Origin of the sequence: Acinetobacter sp. SK-43 (assembly GCF_015351505.1) — a bacterium.
GTDB lineage: Bacteria > Pseudomonadota > Gammaproteobacteria > Pseudomonadales > Moraxellaceae > Acinetobacter > Acinetobacter junii.
The window spans coordinates 1-15,812 of sequence record NZ_JADKPY010000033.1 but is presented as its reverse complement, the minus strand read 5'-3'; the positions used below and the strand labels follow the sequence as shown (position 1 = coordinate 15,812).

The following is a 15,812-nucleotide window of genomic DNA, read 5'->3' as shown; positions in this document are numbered from 1 at the left end:
ATCTCCCCTAACCCCTCTTTTAAAAGAGGGGGATGTCATTTGATTCAATTAGTTTCGTGACTGCTCCTCCCTTTTCAAAGGGAGGTTGGGAGGGATTAAATCCAGTAAGTTGATTTTTTCATTCTTGGATGAGAGATATATTCAATCTCAGTTGTAATTGCTATTGATTTAACTTGTGAAATACTTAAACCAGACCTTGATTCCTTATTCCATGAAAAATAAATGTTATTATTTCCTGCTGAAAAAGAACTATCAATTCCTTCATCTGTAACCTCTGGAAATAAGATGATATTATCTGCTGTAGGTAATTGAACTGATTTCAAAAATATCCCCTGAATCTGATCTCCAAATTTCACTCTCAAGTATTCAAAAAAGTATTGGCTTATCAAATAATCAAATTTTCCACTCTCAAGTTTTGGCTTAGATACACTTGCTATGAGTTTTTTGAAAAATACATAAACATCTAGTTTTTCTAAATAGTTTTCATCTAAATGATGAGGATACAAACCCTCTGCTAATTTATTTAGATTTAATAATTTCAGTTCTATTCTATTAGAAAATTGTGCAATACCTACATATTGTCCAACTAAAGCTCTAATTTCAGCGACACATGCCATTTTCTCTGTAGATAAATATAGAGCAGATATCCCAAAAGGTGTCATTCGTTGATCACTAGCTAAGAATGAAGGTACTAACCCAAATTTATCCCTAATATTTTTTGCTATTATTTCATTTTCTGTTTCCACTTCTATTGTTAAATTATCCTTATTAACTTCTTTCATTAGATCTTTAAGGCTATCAAAACTTCTACCACGATATAAAATAGTATTTACTGGGATAATATTCAAAAGTGATTGATTGATATTTCGGTTATCTAGCAAGTATTCAAATGTATGATCTAAAAAATCCTTTAGTTTGGTATTAAAAAATCTAAATTCATGTTTAAAGCTTTTTTGAATGCGTTCCCACTCAAATTCTTTATTACACCCCTCATATTCTTCTAAGGAGTCGTCATACATTACCAATAACTCATTACCAAACTGCTTATAACCATCCTCAGCTAATTTTTCTGTTAGTTCTTCATCTAGCTCAAGCCATTCAATAAGATTATAAAAATCACTTACTCCATCTTCCTGATTTCCTTCATAAAACCAGCCAGATCTATAAGGTAGATCACTTAAAAATTTATAGTTAGTAGATATCACATCGAATAATTTATTTTTAAAAATTTCATAATCTAAATGTTGAGTTTCACTCTGGCATTCTTCACAAAAGCTAAGCTCAAAATCATTTTTTCTATATTTATAAGGTGGTAATTTCTTTTCAATACACATTTTACAAATCAACATTTAAATAACCACCTTTAATTTCCTTAACATAGTGAATTCAATATATTACAAATAATTATATCGACCTATTTTTTCAATAAATCCTCCCCAACCCTCCTTTAAAAAGGAGGGAGTAGCACGAATCCGCGGTATTCATCCAATTCACACTAAAGTCCCCTTTTATCAAAGGGAGATTCTAATCTTTGCTCAGCAATACAATAAACCTGCTCTACTACTGCATCTATTTCGGTCAAAATCAGATGATTACTAAACCTTAATGTCACAAGTTCAAGCTCGTTTAAAGCACGGTCTCGACTTCTGTCTGCTTCCAACCCATCTTGGGTATAGTGTTGTCCACCATCACATTCAATAACTAAATTCACTGCTGGACAATAAAAATCCACAATATAATTTAATAAAGGTTTCTGTCGATAGAACTGTAATCCTAAAATCTGTTTACGGCGCAATCTTGACCATAGCAATTGTTCTGCATCAGTCATGTTGCTTCGTAAATCTCGTGATGGAAGTTTTAAGTTTTTATTGTAAGGCTTCATTATTAATTTAACTTCTAAGCACTCAAACGCTCTACAAACAACACACCATCTAAATGATCAACTTCATGTTGAACAATACGTGCAGGAAAACCATCAAATGTTGTTTCAATCACCTCACCTTGTAAAGTGTGATAACGGACTTTGATACTCTGTGCTCGTTGCACTTGCCCACGCTCATCAGGAACACTTAAACATCCCTCTTCCCCCAAACAAGTCGCTTGAGAAAACTCCAAAATCTCAGGATTAACCATCACCACAGCATCCATTTCAGGCGCATCGGGATAACGAGGATTGGGACGAGATGCCACGATAATTATACGCTTGGAGATATAAACCTGTGGTGCAGCAATTCCAACACCATTACGCTCCAACATCGTTGCATGCATCGCAGAAGCCAGTTGCAACAACCATTCACTATTAAACTCTGCATCTGAGACTAAAGCTGCTTTAATTTTTAAAATCTCTTCACCGCGTTGCGCTACTGGCAAAATTACACTCATCACAGAACCTTATAATTTTTAAATCGAACTTAGATTGATACTATTGGATAATGAATTTGGCTTCTATCATTTTCATTTAAGAATCTTGTCATAATATTTTCTAATAAAAAAGCATAGGGAATTGGCATGAATGCACTACCACTTTATTTGAGTATTCTTTTTAGTTCGATTGGCTTAGGCTATTTTATATATGGTAAGAGGCAGAAAATGACTGTGCCTCTGATCTGTGGCTTATTGCTTATGCTATTTACTTATTTTATTGAGAGTACAACTATGATCAGTATGATTGGGCTAATACTTTCCATAGTTCCTTATTTTCTGCGCTTCTAGACAATAAAAAAACTCCCCTTCATCAAACCTTTCTTCTTTAGATCAGTCGATTCAGGGGAGTTTTATTTTCAGCTTAAATTAAAGTTGTTTCTTTAATTCATCTTCTACGATTTCAATTTCAAGTTTGCTAAATTTACGAATTTCGCCTTCAGCGTGCTTTTCAAGCATACCGCCAATCAAAGGTACTTTTACTTTCACATTCCAAGTCAATGAAATATCTACTTTTTCACTATTACCTGTAACTTTACGTTCAGCTTTTGCCTCTAAAGGAAGGTTTGCGCCAAGTTCTACAGTCGAAGTTAGATTTTTAAGATTAGTGATATCTGAACGTTTTAAGCGGAATGCATTTTTTAATAATTTTTTAGCAACATCTGGAATGCTGACGTCAAGATTATATTCACGACGCAAAGTATAAATATCACCATTTACATTTGATTCAAGAATTTCGAGGTTATCGCCAGGGATACGTTTACACACCGCTTCATGCAATGAGGTTTGAGCAACTAATCGTGTAAAATCTTCAATTGAAACACCGTGAATTGTTTCATTAACCGTAAATTGATGCGCCATTTTAAAATTTCCGTTTCGTTTTATTTGGGATTTCATCTCTACTCGGAAGTATAACATTGAGATAAAAATCGCAAAGGCTGTTCACTCTAAAATAGATGACTGCTCGGATTAATTATTTTTATTGTAGTCATGTCGCATGCCAAGTTTTACAGTGACCTTTTCAGTTCGACTGATATATAGATAGTGTCGCCCATACTCTATGATAGCGTAAAATTGCTCTGCCCCATCATCTAAGCCCGTCGCAGACCACGTCGTACCTTGCGGAAACTCATCCAACCATTCTGCTTTATAAAAATCGGAAACAGAATCAAATCCCAGATATTGATCAGGGTCAGCCATGATTTTCGCAGCAACCTGATCAAACTTCTGCTGTTTAAATGCTTCTAAATTGAGTAACACTGAGATTCCTTTAGGTTAAAGTTTGATTAATAAAAAGAAGCAAACAGTCATGTGAGTTTTAAAGTAAATTACAAAAATACCGATATTTTGTTATATCTCTATTTTGCTGTAGAATTTACTGTATTGGAGCAATATTTTCAGTTTTATCATACATTTTTGATCATGATCTAATTTGCTAGACGACGTTCAATATGCTATCAACATAATATAACTTTATCTTTTTACAACGATAAACAATAAGGAGCAAATATGTCTTATCAAAATATTTTAGTTGCAGTTGATGACTCTCCAATTTCTTATGCAGCCGTTGAGCATGCACTGTCTTTAGCTAAATTATCTGGGGCAAAGGTCACGGTATTGAGTGTTGTTGCGGTTGATCCATATGTGGGCGTGGATTTCTATCAAGTTGCACCCGCAATTACAGAGCATTTTATGCAAGCAGAGGCGCATGCTAAAACACAGTTGCAAGATATCGCTCAGTCATTTACCCGTGATGGAATTCAAGTAACCACCAAAATACATCATGGTCCTGCAAGCGAAGGGATTATCTTTGTCGCAGAGGAAGTCGGCGCTGACTTAATTATTATGGGTTCTCATGGTCGTACTGGCGTTAAACGTTTATTACTCGGTAGCGTAGCACGTGCTGTATTGACCGAATCACATATCCCTGTGTTGATCGTCAAACAGTAATAAACAAAGCTTCGAAAAAAAACCTTGTGATTTTGCACAAGGTTTTTTCATTTTTTAAATTTATTAATTAACTTGCAGCTTGATAAAACGGTGCATCACCATTAATGGTGGCGCGGTGCATAATTCGATGCGCATCACCATAATCAAATAAAGCCTTATGCTGTGTGCAACGATTATCCCAAATCGCCACATCGCCTTCTTGCCATTGCCAACGTAAATGAAACTGCTCATGAGTCGCGTGGGCGAATAGATATTGCAATAACTCAGCACTTTCTGATTCATCTAGCTCATTAATACGTGTGGTGAAACCTTCGCTCACAAACAAAATCGGCTGTCCTGTCACAGGATGGGTTCTCACCACAGGATGAACAACGGGTGGATTACGTTTGAAGGTTTCCTCCAATTTCTTACGCTCAACATCATTATGCGCAAAACGTTCAATCGGGAAAGACTGACGAATATCGTGTGTGGCCGTTAAACCTTTTAACTTTTGTTGCAAGCTTTGATCCAATGCAGCAAATGCGGCTACCCCACTCGAGCACAATGTATCACCACCTACAGGTGGAATCTTGATGGCTTGCAAGACACACCCTAATGGCGGATTTTGACTGAAAGTCACATCAGTATGCCAAAGCTCGTTGTCACGTAAATCTTGCTTCCAACTGTCTAGAACAATAATTTCAGGCACATTTTCTACTGTCGGGAAAATAGGATGAATATGTAAAGAGCCAAAGCCACGTGCAAGTTCAGCTTGAGCCTGAGGTGCAAGCTGCTGATTGCGGAAGAAAATTACATGATGATCCAGCAAAGCCTGTTGAATTTGTTGTGTGGTATTTTCATCAACCGTATTTAAATCAACATCGTGAATAATTGCACCAATGGTTGGTTTAATAACTTCAATATTTAACGTCATCTTCTACTACTCACACTTATAACTGTTGACCATACCAAGGAGAGAGTTGCTTCTGTAACCAACTCAAAACTCACTGCAACGATCGCAATAACAATAATGCCGAGAACCACAGTATCGGTAATCAAGAATTGAGCTGCTGACTGCACCATAAAACCAATACCACGATCTGCTGCAACTAATTCCGAAGCCACTAGAGTCGACCAGCCCACACCTAAACCAATACGAATACCCGTTAAGATATGCGGTAAGGCCGTCGGCAGAATCACATGCCAAAACACTTGCGATTGGCTTGCGCCTAAAGATAAGGCTGCACGCTCACGATTGAGCTGATGACTGATTACGCCATGAGTGCTACTGATAATAACTGGTGCAAGGATGGAAAAGAAAATCAAAAGCACTTTAGTGGTTTCACCAATCCCAAACCAAATCACCAATAATGGCAAATAGGCTAGAGGTGGTATCGGACGTAACAGCTCAACCAAAGGATCAAGTACCGCGCGCACCCATTTGTTCAAACCCATCCATAAACCTAAAGGCACACCAATTGCAATTGCAGCAACTAAAGCCAATAAGACACGAGAAATACTGGCGGCTAAATGTTGCCATAAAGTCGCTTTCATAAAGCCTTGTTGACTGACTTCGAGAAACTTCTGCCATACCGCTTGTGGGCTTGGCAAAAACAAACTTGGAACAATTTTTAAAGCAGTGATCAAATACCAGATCACCAGCACACTGATAACGCTCGATAAACTCAGCACCAAACTACGATGACGCGCGAGAAAATCACCTACAGCATTTTGTCTTGAAGCTGATTTTTTCGGGTCAATTTGTGCAAACTCTGCTGTGTTACTTAGCTCAAAGGCTGTATTTTTTGCTTGTCCCGTCATACAGTCACCTCATACCCTGCTTGTTTCTGTACACGTAGGCGTTCAAACAATTGCTCACGTAATTGAATAAATTTTGGATCGGATTTAATTGTACGAATCGATTCGCCTTGCTTATAACGCTCTGCAAAATCTAGTTTTAAAGTTTCAACGATCTTTCCTGGACGAGCTGTCATCAATACCAGTTGATTGCTGAGTAATAACGCTTCTTCAATGTCATGGGTGATGAGGAAAAAAGATTTATTTTGTTGAATCCATAAATCCAACACCAACTGCTGCATGGTTTCACGGGTAAATGCATCCAGCGCAGCAAAAGGTTCATCTAATAAAATAAAGGCTGCATGGCTGATCAAGGCACGTGCAATACCAACGCGCTGTTTCATACCACCTGACAGTTCCCAAATATTGGCTTGTGCAACATGGCTCAAACCTACTATCTTCAGGATGGATTCAACTTGCTGATGAATATGTTGTTCTTTTAAACCCTTAAGTTGTAAAGCAAAACCAATATTTTCAGAGACATTTAACCATGGTAATAGCGCATGATCTTGGAACACCACTGCACGGCGAGCATCAGGTGTCGTTAATACTTCATCATCAAGTTTGATCTGTCCTGAACTTGGTTTTTGAAAACCAGCCAAAATATTCAGTAATGTGATTTTTCCACAACCAGACTCACCCAAAATTACCGTCAAAGTGCCCTCTTCAATTTTGAGATTAATATCTTGCAATACAGGCACGGTCTGGTTTGGAAAAGTTAAATGAAGATGCTCAGCAGCTAATACGCTCATTTCGATCTCCTATGGTTGTAAGAATTGAGTGGTGACATTGGCTTGATAGTCAGGTTTTACTTGATCCACCTTGCCTTGGCTTTTTAAGAAAGTGGCTGTATCGAAAATGTTCTCTGCAAATTCACCCGATAAAGTGGCTTGTTGCTGCTGACGATCAAGGTATATATTTCCTGAAAGAAGCAATGGAATATCTTTGGCATCAGAACCCGTCAATTGTGCGATTTTCTGAATATTGTCAGCATTTTGCTCAAATGCTTTAGGATCTTGGTTATAGCTTTCAATTTGCTTTAAGCTGGTTCTCACGAAGGCTTTTAAGAACTCAGGATTTTTTCAGCGAAATCTTTACGAACCACCCATAAATCATAGGTTGGTGCGCCCCACTCGCCGACTTGTTTCGAGTCTGTTAAGACATGACCAGTCGCTTTAACTTTGCTTAAGGCAGGTTCCCAAACATAGGTCGCATCAATATCACCACGCTCCCAAGCTGCTGTGATTACTGGTGGACGTAAGTTAATAATCTTGACTTGGTTATCCGCAATATTCCAATGCTTGAGTGCTGACAATAAGCTATAATGCGTGGTTGAAACGAATGGCACAGCAATGGTTTTACCAATCAAATCTTGCGGATTGTTAATGCCTGATTTGTTGCTGACCACTAGTGCCTCAGAACCGCCTAATTTAGCCGTCACCAGAAAGACTTCTATTGGTAAATCACGACTTGCAGCAGCAGCTAGAGGGCTAGAACCGATATTGCCGATCACAACATCACCCGAAGCCAATGCATTAACTACATCTGAACCAGCATCAAATTTACGCCATTGAATTGCTTGATTAGTATCACGTTCATATGCTCCATTTGCCTGTGCAACCTTGGTCGGATCCACACCTGTTTGATAGGCAATCACAACAGCTTTGTTATTTTTAGACTGAGATGGTGCAGCATCTTTTTGATTTTGAAAGATAATAAAAGCAACAATCGCCACAAGGACGATCGCTGTTACAATCAATGGCTTGGTGTTCTTGATGCCCATAATTAGATGATCTTTCAATAATATAGGCTTATGGTATGCGTCACACTTTATGATTAAAAATAAGAAAAAATGCGTTGTTTATGCAATTTAAAGATATATAAGCTAGATCCTTTGATCTTTAGACGTGAAATAAATTTAAGAAAAGTCATCAATTTGAATTATCAAATCAATAAAATATATAAAGAAATAAATTGGATTCATCTAGAATCATCACCTTCATATGATGTGCAATAAACTCGCGATATTCAAAAAATAAACGCTCTATTTGAGAATGATTATGCAACCATCTGATGCAACAACCGCACCTGACCACGTTCCTTTTTGGCAAGCCTTTTTATTTTGGCTAAAACTTGGATTTATTAGTTTTGGTGGACCCGCAGGTCAAATTGCAGTGATGCATCAGGAGCTAGTTGAACAAAAGCGCTGGATCTCTGAAAAACGATTTTTACATGCACTCAACTATTGTATGTTGTTGCCTGGACCTGAAGCTCAGCAACTTGCCATCTACATCGGTTGGTTAATGCACCGTACTTTAGGTGGTTTAGTAGCAGGCATTCTATTTGTACTACCCTCGTTGTTTATCCTGATTGCCTTGTCATGGATTTATGTACAGTTTGGAGATGTCCCAATTATTGCAGGTTTATTTTATGGAATTAAACCAGCAGTCACGGCAATTGTCTTTCATGCAACTTATCGTATAGGTAGTCGTTCACTGAAGAATAAATTCTTATGGCTTATTGCAGCCGCTGCATTTATCGCAATATTTTTCTTTAATATCCCATTTCCATTGATTGTATTCAGTGCCGCAATACTTGGATATTTACTCAGTAAAAAGCAGCCACATTTATTTAGTCAGCAAGCATCTCATCAAAGTAATCAAAAAAATTATGGTGCAGCACTGATTGATGACAATACACCACCACCAGCCCATGCTATTTTTCGCTGGGCGAATCTCGCTAAAATTGTTCTTATCGCAGCATTTTTATGGTGTATTCCGATCTTACTGTTGACCTTCAGCCTAGGCTGGCAACACGCTTATACTCAAATGGCATGGTTCTTTACTAAAGCAGCCTTGCTTACCTTTGGTGGAGCATATGCTGTGCTGCCTTATGTCTACCAAGGTGCAGTAAATTATTACGGATGGTTAAACCCCACTCAAATGATTGATGGATTGGCTCTCGGAGAAAGTACACCTGGCCCATTAATTATGGTTGTCGCATTTGTGGGCTTCTTGGGTGGTTTTAATCAAGCTTTACTCGGAACTGAGCATTTGTTTCTTGCAGGTGCCGTGGGTGCAGTAATTGTTACTTGGTTTACATTTCTCTTTTCCTTCGTTTTTATTTTCGCTGGCGCACCACTAATTGAATCTACACATAACGAGCTTAAGTTTACCGCACCACTCACTGCGATCACCGCTGCTGTTGTAGGTGTCATTCTTAATCTTGCTCTATTCTTTAGCTATCACGTGCTATGGCCAAATGGTTTTGATCATGCATTTAATTACGAAGCGGCAATCATTACCGTTGCAGCGATGATCGCACTCTTTAAATTTCAGATTAATGTTCTTTACGTGATCTTTGCTTCAGCAGTTTGTGGTTTGATCCTATATCTCTTTGTTTAAACTATTGAGCTAGAGTTGAATTATTCGACTCTAGCTTCAGTCTCAGAAATATTAAATATGATGAATTTCAACTGAGGCATGTACAATTTCTTCATGTATGGATAGCTCACGTTTGACTTGATCAGGAGTCAAATCAGCTATCGATGTTTCCAATCCTAAAATACAAGAGAATTTGCCTTTACCAACTTTCCATACATGTAGGTCTGTGATTTCTACCTGTGGAAGTTGAGCAATTACATCCTTTATTTCTTGTACCACGGGGTGCCCCATTTCAGCATCTAATAAGGTTTTACCTGTTTCTTGAATTAATCCCCAAGACCATTTGGCAACCAGTAATGCACCAATAATTCCAAGCAAGGCATCTAGAAAATTCCAGCTAAAATATTTTGCAGCAAATAAAGCAATAATTGCGAGCACTGAAGTCACAGCATCTGCCACTACATGCAAAAATGCGGCTTTTTGATTTAAATCATGGTGATGATGGTGATCGTGTGTATGCTGATGATCATCGTGATGGTGATCATGTGAATGATGATGGTGATGCTCATGTCCACCATCATGTAATAACCATGCACAAACTAGGTTTATAACTAAACCTACAACCGCGATTGGAATCGCTTCATTGAAATGAATCGTAACGGGATTAAATAATCGTTCAATCGACTGAATCCCCATCAGTAGCGCAACGACCATCAATAAAATAGCACTGCTATAGCCCGCTAAAATTTCTATTTTCCATGTTCCAAAACTAAATCGGGAGTCACTTGCATACTGTCGAGCCATTCGATAAGCAAAATAAGCCAAACCTAGTGCTAGCATGTGGGAACTCATATGCCAACCATTAGCCAGTAACGCCATCGAATTAAAAATCCATCCCCCTAAGATTTCTAAGATCATCATCACAGCGGTCAAAATTGTGGCGATCAAAATCTTTTTCTGGGCTAAAGGATTTCCCTGATCAAATTGATGAGAATGGCGTCTTTCTAGGCTAGTATGCTGCATTTGCTTTAACTTTAAAATATACTCCCCCTCAGTATATATTTTTTCAGGAAAAATGTATGTCTCATCTACACCATGACAAAAAAATTCTAAATCGAGTGAAGCGCATTCAAGGACAAATTACCGCGGTTGAAAAATCATTAACCGATCCAGAGAGTTCATGTATCGAAGTTTTACAGCAAGTCGCCGCGGTTAAAGGTGCTGTAAATGGTTTAATGAATCAATTAATTGAACAACACTTAAAAGAACACGTACTAAAGGATGCTGAACATATTAATGAAGAAGAAATACAAAAGTTTCTTGCTTTATTACAACGTTATTTATAGATACCAAATCTCGTGAGTGAGTTGTTCGATTTCTGATTTATCATGACTCACATACAGCATCGGAATTTTGAGCTCTACTTTGATTTTTTGAAAGAAAGGAATAATTTCTTTTTTGTGCGCGGAATCAAGAGCAGAAAGTGGTTCATCTAATAATAATAATTGTGGTGAGTACAGTAAGGCACGACCAAGAGCAACACGTTGTTTTTCCCCTCCTGAGAGCTTAATCGGCATCCTTTCAGTTAAATGCTCCAATTTAAGCAATTCAACAATATAGTCGAGTTCAAACTGTCGCTGCTCGGGGCGAATATGTTTGAAGCCAAACAGTAGATTCTGCATTACATTTTTATGAGGAAATAACTGTGCATCCTGAAATACCAAACCAATCCGACGCTGTTGTGTACTCAGGTTAATGTTCTGTGCCCGATCAAACCATGTTTGATTCTGTATTTTAATCCAACCTGATTGAGGTTTAATCAACCCAGCAATACTATGCAAAATCGTGGTTTTTCCTGAACCTGAAGCGCCAAATAAACCAATCACAGACTGATCAGATTGAAAGCGTTGATCTAGAGAAAATTGTCCTTGGGTAAGTTGGATATGACAATCAATCATGCTTAACGACCACGTTTATTTTTCTGATAACGATTGAACCATTGCGCAAACCATAAAGCAAAGAAAGCTACGGATAAGGATAAGATAATTAAACGCCAAACTGCTGCTTCAGTATCAGGTTGCTGCATCAAACTATACATGGCTAAAGGCAAAGTACGAGTTTCACTGGCAATATTCCCCACGAAGGTAATCGTTGCGCCAAACTCACCTAAACTTCGGCAAAAACATAAAATACTTCCCACCAAAATTCCGCTACTTGCAAGTGGCAAAGTTACCTGCATAAACGTGCCGAATGCAGAAGCCCCTAAAGTTTTTGCAGCCATTTCTAAACGCTGATCCACTAGTTCAATCGCCAATCGAATTGATTGTACGAGTAAAGGAAAGCCCATTACCGCAGATGCCAACACAGCCCCTTTCCAATTAAACGCAAACTCCAATCCTAGTGGTGCTAGATATTGTCCTATGATGCCTCGATTGCCAAAAATTTGAAGTAACAAATAACCAGGTACAACTGGTGGTAACACTAAAGGTAAGAAAACCAGTGTTTCAAATAGTGATTTACCACAGAACTCTTTCCTAGCTAAAATCCAAGCAATCAAAATTGCTGGAATTAAACTCACAATCAGACATGCTGCTGCCACTTTAGATGACAGTAGCAACACCTCAAGTTCTTCAGGAGTCAGAATCATCATTTAATTACTTAAGTACGCTAAAACCATATTTTTTAAATACTTTTGTTGCCTGACTGCTTTGTAAAAACTTATAGAAATTCATTGACTCTGTATTCTTCTTTACTAAACCTATTGGATAAATAATAGCTTGGTGTGTTTTTTCTGGAAATGTTCCAACGATGATGACATTTTTGCTGATCGCTGCATCAGTAGCGTAAACAATCCCTAACTGACATTCACCATGTGCCACAAAGTTTAAGGCTGCACGTACATCTTCTGTTTCCACTAGACGAGTTGAAACCTTATCCCGCCAGCCGATCGACGTCAAAGCCTGCTTTGCATATTTCCCAACAGGTACACTCTTGGTATCACCTGTACACCATTTACCTTGAGCAACCCTAGTGAAATCAAAACTTTTATCCATTTTTAATTTGATTGGACGAGCTTTGGGAGCAATCACTACCAAACGATTACCCAATAAATTCACGCGATCATTTGCCGATACCAACTGTTTTTTTTGCAAATAATCCATCCATTGAACATCTGCTGATATAAAAATATCAGCTGGCGCACCTGCTTCAATTTGTTTGGCTAAAGTTGATGAACCTGCATAAGATGTTTGGATTTGAACTTTATTTTTCTGCTCATAGATCACATCTAATTCATTGATCGCATTGGTTAAACTTGCAGCTGCATATACTGTAACTTTATCCACCGCAAATGCTTGTGTGTGGCTAAATAAGCCAACGCATATGGCCAAAGCATATCGGTATTTTTGTATCATCACCAATGAAACGACCTCATCCTCAGAATTCGATATATTCTTGCAAACATATCGCTTAATAAAGATACACTAAAAAAGAAAGATTGAGTAATCCCTAATTTTCTAATAGTTATATAAATTAAATACGAAATTGAGTTAATTTCTAAGGATTAGATTTCTATGTAAAATTAAGTAGCCGAAAAAAACCACATCGTGAGATGTGGCCAAAGGTGTTGCCATGCTTGAACTATCATGCTGCATTTTTAGAATATGCGAGAAAACTTAATTTAATATTAAGTCAAAAAATAATTTATTTAGCTTTAATCAGAATTTTTAAAATTCGATTGTTTGAATGAATCATTTTTAAACAACAAGTTATTCAAGGATCTTATATTCACAAGGATTTTACAGTACTGCACCTATATTAAAATTTTCTACTGGTGACGAGCTTATGCGGTACGGCTTAATCTTAGGAGATCAGCTTTCAGAGCAAATTGCCACACTAAAAGTGCTTGATAAAGATCAAGATCTCATTTTGATGGCAGAGTTGGTTGAAGAAGCTACCTATGTGCAGCACCACCCTCAAAAAATCGCATTTATTTTCAGTGCAATGCGCCATTTTGCAAAATCATTAAAAGCACAAGGTTGGAAGATTCGTTATCAAACATTTGACCGTACACAAGCTGCTCAAGGATTTATTGATTTTATCCAAGCACAATTAGAAAAAAATCCAGCTGATGCATTGATCATCACAGAAAGTGGTGAATTTCGATTACAACAAGCGATTGAAACCACATGGTCTAAGCAACTTCAAATCCCAGTACAAATCCTTAATGACGATCGTTTTTTCTGTTCTCCCCAAGCCTTTCGCAACTGGGCTTCAAATACCAAAACCTTACGCATGGAATTTTTCTATCGAAAGCTAAGACAACAAACCGGTTACTTAATGAATGGTAATGAGCCAATCGGTGGGAGATGGAATTATGATATCGAAAATAGACAAGCTTGGAATAAGAATGATCCAATCCCCTCAACTCTAGAGTTTGATCGAGACCAAATTGACTTAGATGTCATTGAATTAGTTAAAAGAGAATTTAAAGAACATATCGGTCAGATCAATCATTTCAACTGGGCAACGACTCGACAACAAGCCCTAGAAGCACTCCAATATTTTATTGATTATCAATTAATTCATTTTGGCCAATATCAAGATGCAATGGTTAGTGGAAAGGATTATCTCTTTCACAGTCTGCTTTCTCCTTATCTAAATTGTGGTCTACTTTCTCCAAAAGAAGCCTGTGATGCTGCGCAACAAGCATACTTTGATCATCATGTTCCGCTAAACGCTGCTGAAGGTTTCATCCGTCAAATTTTAGGTTGGCGTGAATTTATTCGAGGAATATATTGGTTAAAAATGCCAACTTATCCTGATTTAAATGAGTTACAGGCAGATCGTAACCTTCCTCATTATTTCTGGACAGCTGAAACTAAAATACTATGTTTGCGTGAAGCTTTAAGAAATTCTTTGGAAAATGCTTATGCCCATCACATACAACGATTAATGGTGATTGGGAACTTTACTTTATTAAATGGTATTTCACCTAAACAAGTGAATGATTGGTATCTCAGTGTTTATGCAGATGCTTTTGAATGGGTGCAGTTACCTAATACTCACGGTATGGTTTTGTTTGCAGATGGTGGTCTCGTGGCAAGTAAACCTTATGCAGCTTCAGGCAACTATATTCACCGTATGTCTAACTACTGTCAGAACTGCCACTACAATGTCAAAACCAAAACTGAACAAGATAGCTGTCCTTTCAATAGCTTATACTGGAATTTCTTAACCAAACACCGTGTTTTCTTTAGCTCCAATCACAGAATGTCAATGATGTATAAACAATGGGATAAGCTTAGCCAAGATGATCAAAATACAATTTTGACTCATGCGGATGGTCTACAAAAACGTATCGAAGAACTCTAATCATGCATAAGAAACTTCATTTACCTGAAAAAATTTGTGCTTATTGTTTACGCCCTTTCACATGGCGAAAAAAATGGGAAAGAAGCTGGGGTGATGTGAACTTCTGTTCCCAAAAATGTAAACAGCTTGCTAAGCGAAAAGCGAAGTCAGATGTGAACAATCACACCTGACTGAATCGATTATGGTGAAGTATGAGTTGTTTTAATTAAATTACTTAAATCATAACCTTGCTGTTTGGCGGTTTGTAAATAGGATTGATAAGTAGCTTCATCGATTGTTGGAGTTTTTGAAAGTATCCATAAATACTTTGTTGATGGTCCGCCAACCAAAGCAACTTTATAATCTGGATCAACTCTCAATACCCAATAATCGCCTTTGGTAAATGGTAACCAACGTAATCCTTTTGGTAAAAAGCTCACTTTCAACTGACTTTTTCCCTGATTTTGTGGATAGGCTACGCCCTCTGAACTTTTCATTTCTCCAGAAGCAGTACGACAACTATTAAGTACCGATATTGTATTGTCAGCTTTAATTGCATATTTAGCGCTGGTATCACTCACACATTGACGTTGAAAATACATCGGTAAATGTGCAATTTCATACCATTTACCTACATATTGATTTATATCAATTTTATCAACTGCTTTTGGTATGTTTGCAAAGGTGGGGAAGCTTAAAGTGCTTAATGAAATAGACAATACAGATAGACTTAATAGCGTTTTTACTTTCATTTTATCCTCTTCATCGAAAACTATACTTTTCAACTATAAGTAGCTCAGCGTGAATAAAATGTGAGTCATCTCTAAGAGTAAGTTTTATTCTTTTTTATATAAAAAGAAAGTTGGAGAT

The 15,812-nt window shown here is 37.5% G+C and carries 18 protein-coding genes and 2 pseudogenes; 6 read left to right on the top strand and 14 right to left on the bottom strand.

Going from position 1 to position 15,812, the window contains the following annotated elements:
• Positions 1-95: 95 nt before the first annotated feature.
• From IRT38_RS08065 to def, 3 genes are all read right to left on the bottom strand, one after another.
• A complete protein-coding gene (locus IRT38_RS08065; protein WP_194597402.1) occupies positions 96-1,349 on the bottom strand; it encodes an RES domain-containing protein in 1,254 nt (417 codons plus the stop codon).
• A 146-nt stretch (positions 1,350-1,495) separates the two neighbouring features.
• Entirely contained in the window at positions 1,496-1,882 is a 387-nt protein-coding gene (locus IRT38_RS08060; RefSeq protein ID WP_017397291.1) for an endonuclease domain-containing protein, read from the bottom strand.
• Positions 1,883-1,896: 14 nt separating this feature from the next.
• On the bottom strand, positions 1,897-2,382 hold the full coding sequence (gene def, locus IRT38_RS08055; protein ID WP_130575367.1) for a peptide deformylase: 486 nt from the start codon (positions 2,380-2,382) through the stop codon (positions 1,897-1,899).
• 126 nt (positions 2,383-2,508) lie between these two features.
• Between def and IRT38_RS08050 the strand changes: the two genes are divergently transcribed.
• A complete protein-coding gene (locus IRT38_RS08050) occupies positions 2,509-2,712 on the top strand; it encodes an amino acid transport protein (RefSeq protein WP_194597401.1) in 204 nt (67 codons plus the stop codon).
• Positions 2,713-2,790: 78 nt separating this feature from the next.
• Here the strand turns inward: IRT38_RS08050 and IRT38_RS08045 are convergent, their stop codons facing one another.
• On the bottom strand, positions 2,791-3,282 hold the full coding sequence (locus IRT38_RS08045; protein WP_194597400.1) for a DUF2505 family protein: 492 nt from the start codon (positions 3,280-3,282) through the stop codon (positions 2,791-2,793).
• A 108-nt stretch (positions 3,283-3,390) separates the two neighbouring features.
• On the bottom strand, positions 3,391-3,681 hold the full coding sequence (locus tag IRT38_RS08040) for a hypothetical protein (protein ID WP_004913710.1): 291 nt from the start codon (positions 3,679-3,681) through the stop codon (positions 3,391-3,393).
• Positions 3,682-3,930: 249 nt separating this feature from the next.
• On the opposite strand from IRT38_RS08040, the gene IRT38_RS08035 reads away from it, so the two are divergent.
• Positions 3,931-4,371 (top strand): universal stress protein, encoded by a 441-nt coding sequence (locus IRT38_RS08035; RefSeq protein ID WP_004913714.1) that lies wholly within the window; start codon positions 3,931-3,933, stop codon positions 4,369-4,371.
• Positions 4,372-4,438: 67 nt separating this feature from the next.
• Here the strand turns inward: IRT38_RS08035 and tauD are convergent, their stop codons facing one another.
• From tauD to tauA, 4 genes and pseudogenes are all read right to left on the bottom strand, one after another.
• Positions 4,439-5,284, bottom strand: coding sequence for a taurine dioxygenase (gene tauD / locus IRT38_RS08030; RefSeq protein ID WP_194597399.1), 846 nt, complete (start codon positions 5,282-5,284; stop codon positions 4,439-4,441).
• Positions 5,285-5,300: 16 nt separating this feature from the next.
• Positions 5,301-6,171 (bottom strand): annotated as a pseudogene (tauC, locus tag IRT38_RS08025) (taurine ABC transporter permease TauC).
• Positions 6,168-6,959, bottom strand: coding sequence for a taurine ABC transporter ATP-binding protein (locus tag IRT38_RS08020; protein WP_194597398.1), 792 nt, complete (start codon positions 6,957-6,959; stop codon positions 6,168-6,170). Before IRT38_RS08020 ends, tauC begins: the two are co-directional and overlap by 4 nt.
• A 9-nt stretch (positions 6,960-6,968) precedes the next feature.
• Positions 6,969-8,008: pseudogene (gene tauA / locus IRT38_RS08015) on the bottom strand (taurine ABC transporter substrate-binding protein).
• Between the two features lie 259 nt (positions 8,009-8,267).
• Here tauA and chrA point away from each other — a divergent pair.
• Positions 8,268-9,611 carry a chromate efflux transporter gene (chrA, locus tag IRT38_RS08010; protein WP_194597397.1) on the top strand — a complete coding sequence of 448 codons (1,344 nt, stop codon included), beginning with the start codon at positions 8,268-8,270 and terminating at the stop codon, positions 9,609-9,611.
• Positions 9,612-9,662: 51 nt separating this feature from the next.
• Here the strand turns inward: chrA and dmeF are convergent, their stop codons facing one another.
• Positions 9,663-10,613, bottom strand: coding sequence for a CDF family Co(II)/Ni(II) efflux transporter DmeF (dmeF, locus tag IRT38_RS08005; RefSeq protein ID WP_194597396.1), 951 nt, complete (start codon positions 10,611-10,613; stop codon positions 9,663-9,665).
• Between the two features lie 56 nt (positions 10,614-10,669).
• Between dmeF and IRT38_RS08000 the strand changes: the two genes are divergently transcribed.
• Positions 10,670-10,936: a metal/formaldehyde-sensitive transcriptional repressor gene (locus tag IRT38_RS08000; protein ID WP_004952847.1), complete on the top strand. Its 267-nt coding sequence runs from the start codon at positions 10,670-10,672 to the stop codon at positions 10,934-10,936.
• On the opposite strand, the gene IRT38_RS07995 is transcribed toward IRT38_RS08000, so the two are convergent.
• From IRT38_RS07995 to modA, 3 genes are read right to left on the bottom strand one after another with little or no spacing between them, the layout of a single operon-like run.
• Entirely contained in the window at positions 10,931-11,548 is a 618-nt protein-coding gene (locus IRT38_RS07995) for an ATP-binding cassette domain-containing protein (RefSeq protein ID WP_194597395.1), read from the bottom strand. The two genes, IRT38_RS08000 and IRT38_RS07995, sit on opposite strands and share 6 nt — an antisense overlap.
• Before the next feature lie 2 nt (positions 11,549-11,550).
• A complete protein-coding gene (gene modB / locus IRT38_RS07990) occupies positions 11,551-12,240 on the bottom strand; it encodes a molybdate ABC transporter permease subunit (protein WP_194597394.1) in 690 nt (229 codons plus the stop codon).
• A 4-nt stretch (positions 12,241-12,244) separates the two neighbouring features.
• Positions 12,245-13,003, bottom strand: coding sequence for a molybdate ABC transporter substrate-binding protein (gene modA / locus IRT38_RS07985; protein WP_194597414.1), 759 nt, complete (start codon positions 13,001-13,003; stop codon positions 12,245-12,247).
• A gap of 430 nt (positions 13,004-13,433) precedes the next feature.
• Between modA and IRT38_RS07980 the strand changes: the two genes are divergently transcribed.
• Together IRT38_RS07980 and IRT38_RS07975 are read left to right on the top strand one after the other, a co-directional pair.
• Positions 13,434-14,963 carry a cryptochrome/photolyase family protein gene (locus IRT38_RS07980; protein WP_194597393.1) on the top strand — a complete coding sequence of 510 codons (1,530 nt, stop codon included), beginning with the start codon at positions 13,434-13,436 and terminating at the stop codon, positions 14,961-14,963.
• A gap of 2 nt (positions 14,964-14,965) precedes the next feature.
• Positions 14,966-15,133, top strand: coding sequence for a DUF2256 domain-containing protein (locus IRT38_RS07975; RefSeq protein WP_005403050.1), 168 nt, complete (start codon positions 14,966-14,968; stop codon positions 15,131-15,133).
• 9 nt (positions 15,134-15,142) lie between these two features.
• On the opposite strand, the gene IRT38_RS07970 is transcribed toward IRT38_RS07975, so the two are convergent.
• Positions 15,143-15,694, bottom strand: a complete 552-nt coding sequence (locus tag IRT38_RS07970; protein ID WP_194597392.1) for a lipocalin family protein — start codon at positions 15,692-15,694, stop codon at positions 15,143-15,145.
• Between the last annotated feature and the right edge of the window lie 118 nt (positions 15,695-15,812).

What these genes read in the sequence shown, in the direction of transcription:
- IRT38_RS08065 (WP_194597402.1), bottom strand. Translation starts at nt 1,349, where the DNA reads ATGTTGATTTGTAAAATGTGTATTGAAAAGAAATTACCACCTTATAAA.
- IRT38_RS08060 (WP_017397291.1), bottom strand. Translation starts at nt 1,882, where the DNA reads ATGAAGCCTTACAATAAAAACTTAAAACTTCCATCACGAGATTTACGA.
- def (WP_130575367.1), bottom strand. Translation starts at nt 2,382, where the DNA reads ATGAGTGTAATTTTGCCAGTAGCGCAACGCGGTGAAGAGATTTTAAAA.
- IRT38_RS08050 (WP_194597401.1), top strand. Translation starts at nt 2,509, where the DNA reads ATGAATGCACTACCACTTTATTTGAGTATTCTTTTTAGTTCGATTGGC.
- IRT38_RS08045 (WP_194597400.1), bottom strand. Translation starts at nt 3,282, where the DNA reads ATGGCGCATCAATTTACGGTTAATGAAACAATTCACGGTGTTTCAATT.
- IRT38_RS08035 (WP_004913714.1), top strand. Translation starts at nt 3,931, where the DNA reads ATGTCTTATCAAAATATTTTAGTTGCAGTTGATGACTCTCCAATTTCT.
- tauD (WP_194597399.1), bottom strand. Translation starts at nt 5,284, where the DNA reads ATGACGTTAAATATTGAAGTTATTAAACCAACCATTGGTGCAATTATT.
- IRT38_RS08020 (WP_194597398.1), bottom strand. Translation starts at nt 6,959, where the DNA reads ATGAGCGTATTAGCTGCTGAGCATCTTCATTTAACTTTTCCAAACCAG.
- chrA (WP_194597397.1), top strand. Translation starts at nt 8,268, where the DNA reads ATGCAACCATCTGATGCAACAACCGCACCTGACCACGTTCCTTTTTGG.
- dmeF (WP_194597396.1), bottom strand. Translation starts at nt 10,613, where the DNA reads ATGCAGCATACTAGCCTAGAAAGACGCCATTCTCATCAATTTGATCAG.
- IRT38_RS08000 (WP_004952847.1), top strand. Translation starts at nt 10,670, where the DNA reads ATGTCTCATCTACACCATGACAAAAAAATTCTAAATCGAGTGAAGCGC.
- IRT38_RS07995 (WP_194597395.1), bottom strand. Translation starts at nt 11,548, where the DNA reads ATGATTGATTGTCATATCCAACTTACCCAAGGACAATTTTCTCTAGAT.
- modB (WP_194597394.1), bottom strand. Translation starts at nt 12,240, where the DNA reads ATGATGATTCTGACTCCTGAAGAACTTGAGGTGTTGCTACTGTCATCT.
- modA (WP_194597414.1), bottom strand. Translation starts at nt 13,003, where the DNA reads ATGATACAAAAATACCGATATGCTTTGGCCATATGCGTTGGCTTATTT.
- IRT38_RS07980 (WP_194597393.1), top strand. Translation starts at nt 13,434, where the DNA reads ATGCGGTACGGCTTAATCTTAGGAGATCAGCTTTCAGAGCAAATTGCC.
- IRT38_RS07975 (WP_005403050.1), top strand. Translation starts at nt 14,966, where the DNA reads ATGCATAAGAAACTTCATTTACCTGAAAAAATTTGTGCTTATTGTTTA.
- IRT38_RS07970 (WP_194597392.1), bottom strand. Translation starts at nt 15,694, where the DNA reads ATGAAAGTAAAAACGCTATTAAGTCTATCTGTATTGTCTATTTCATTA.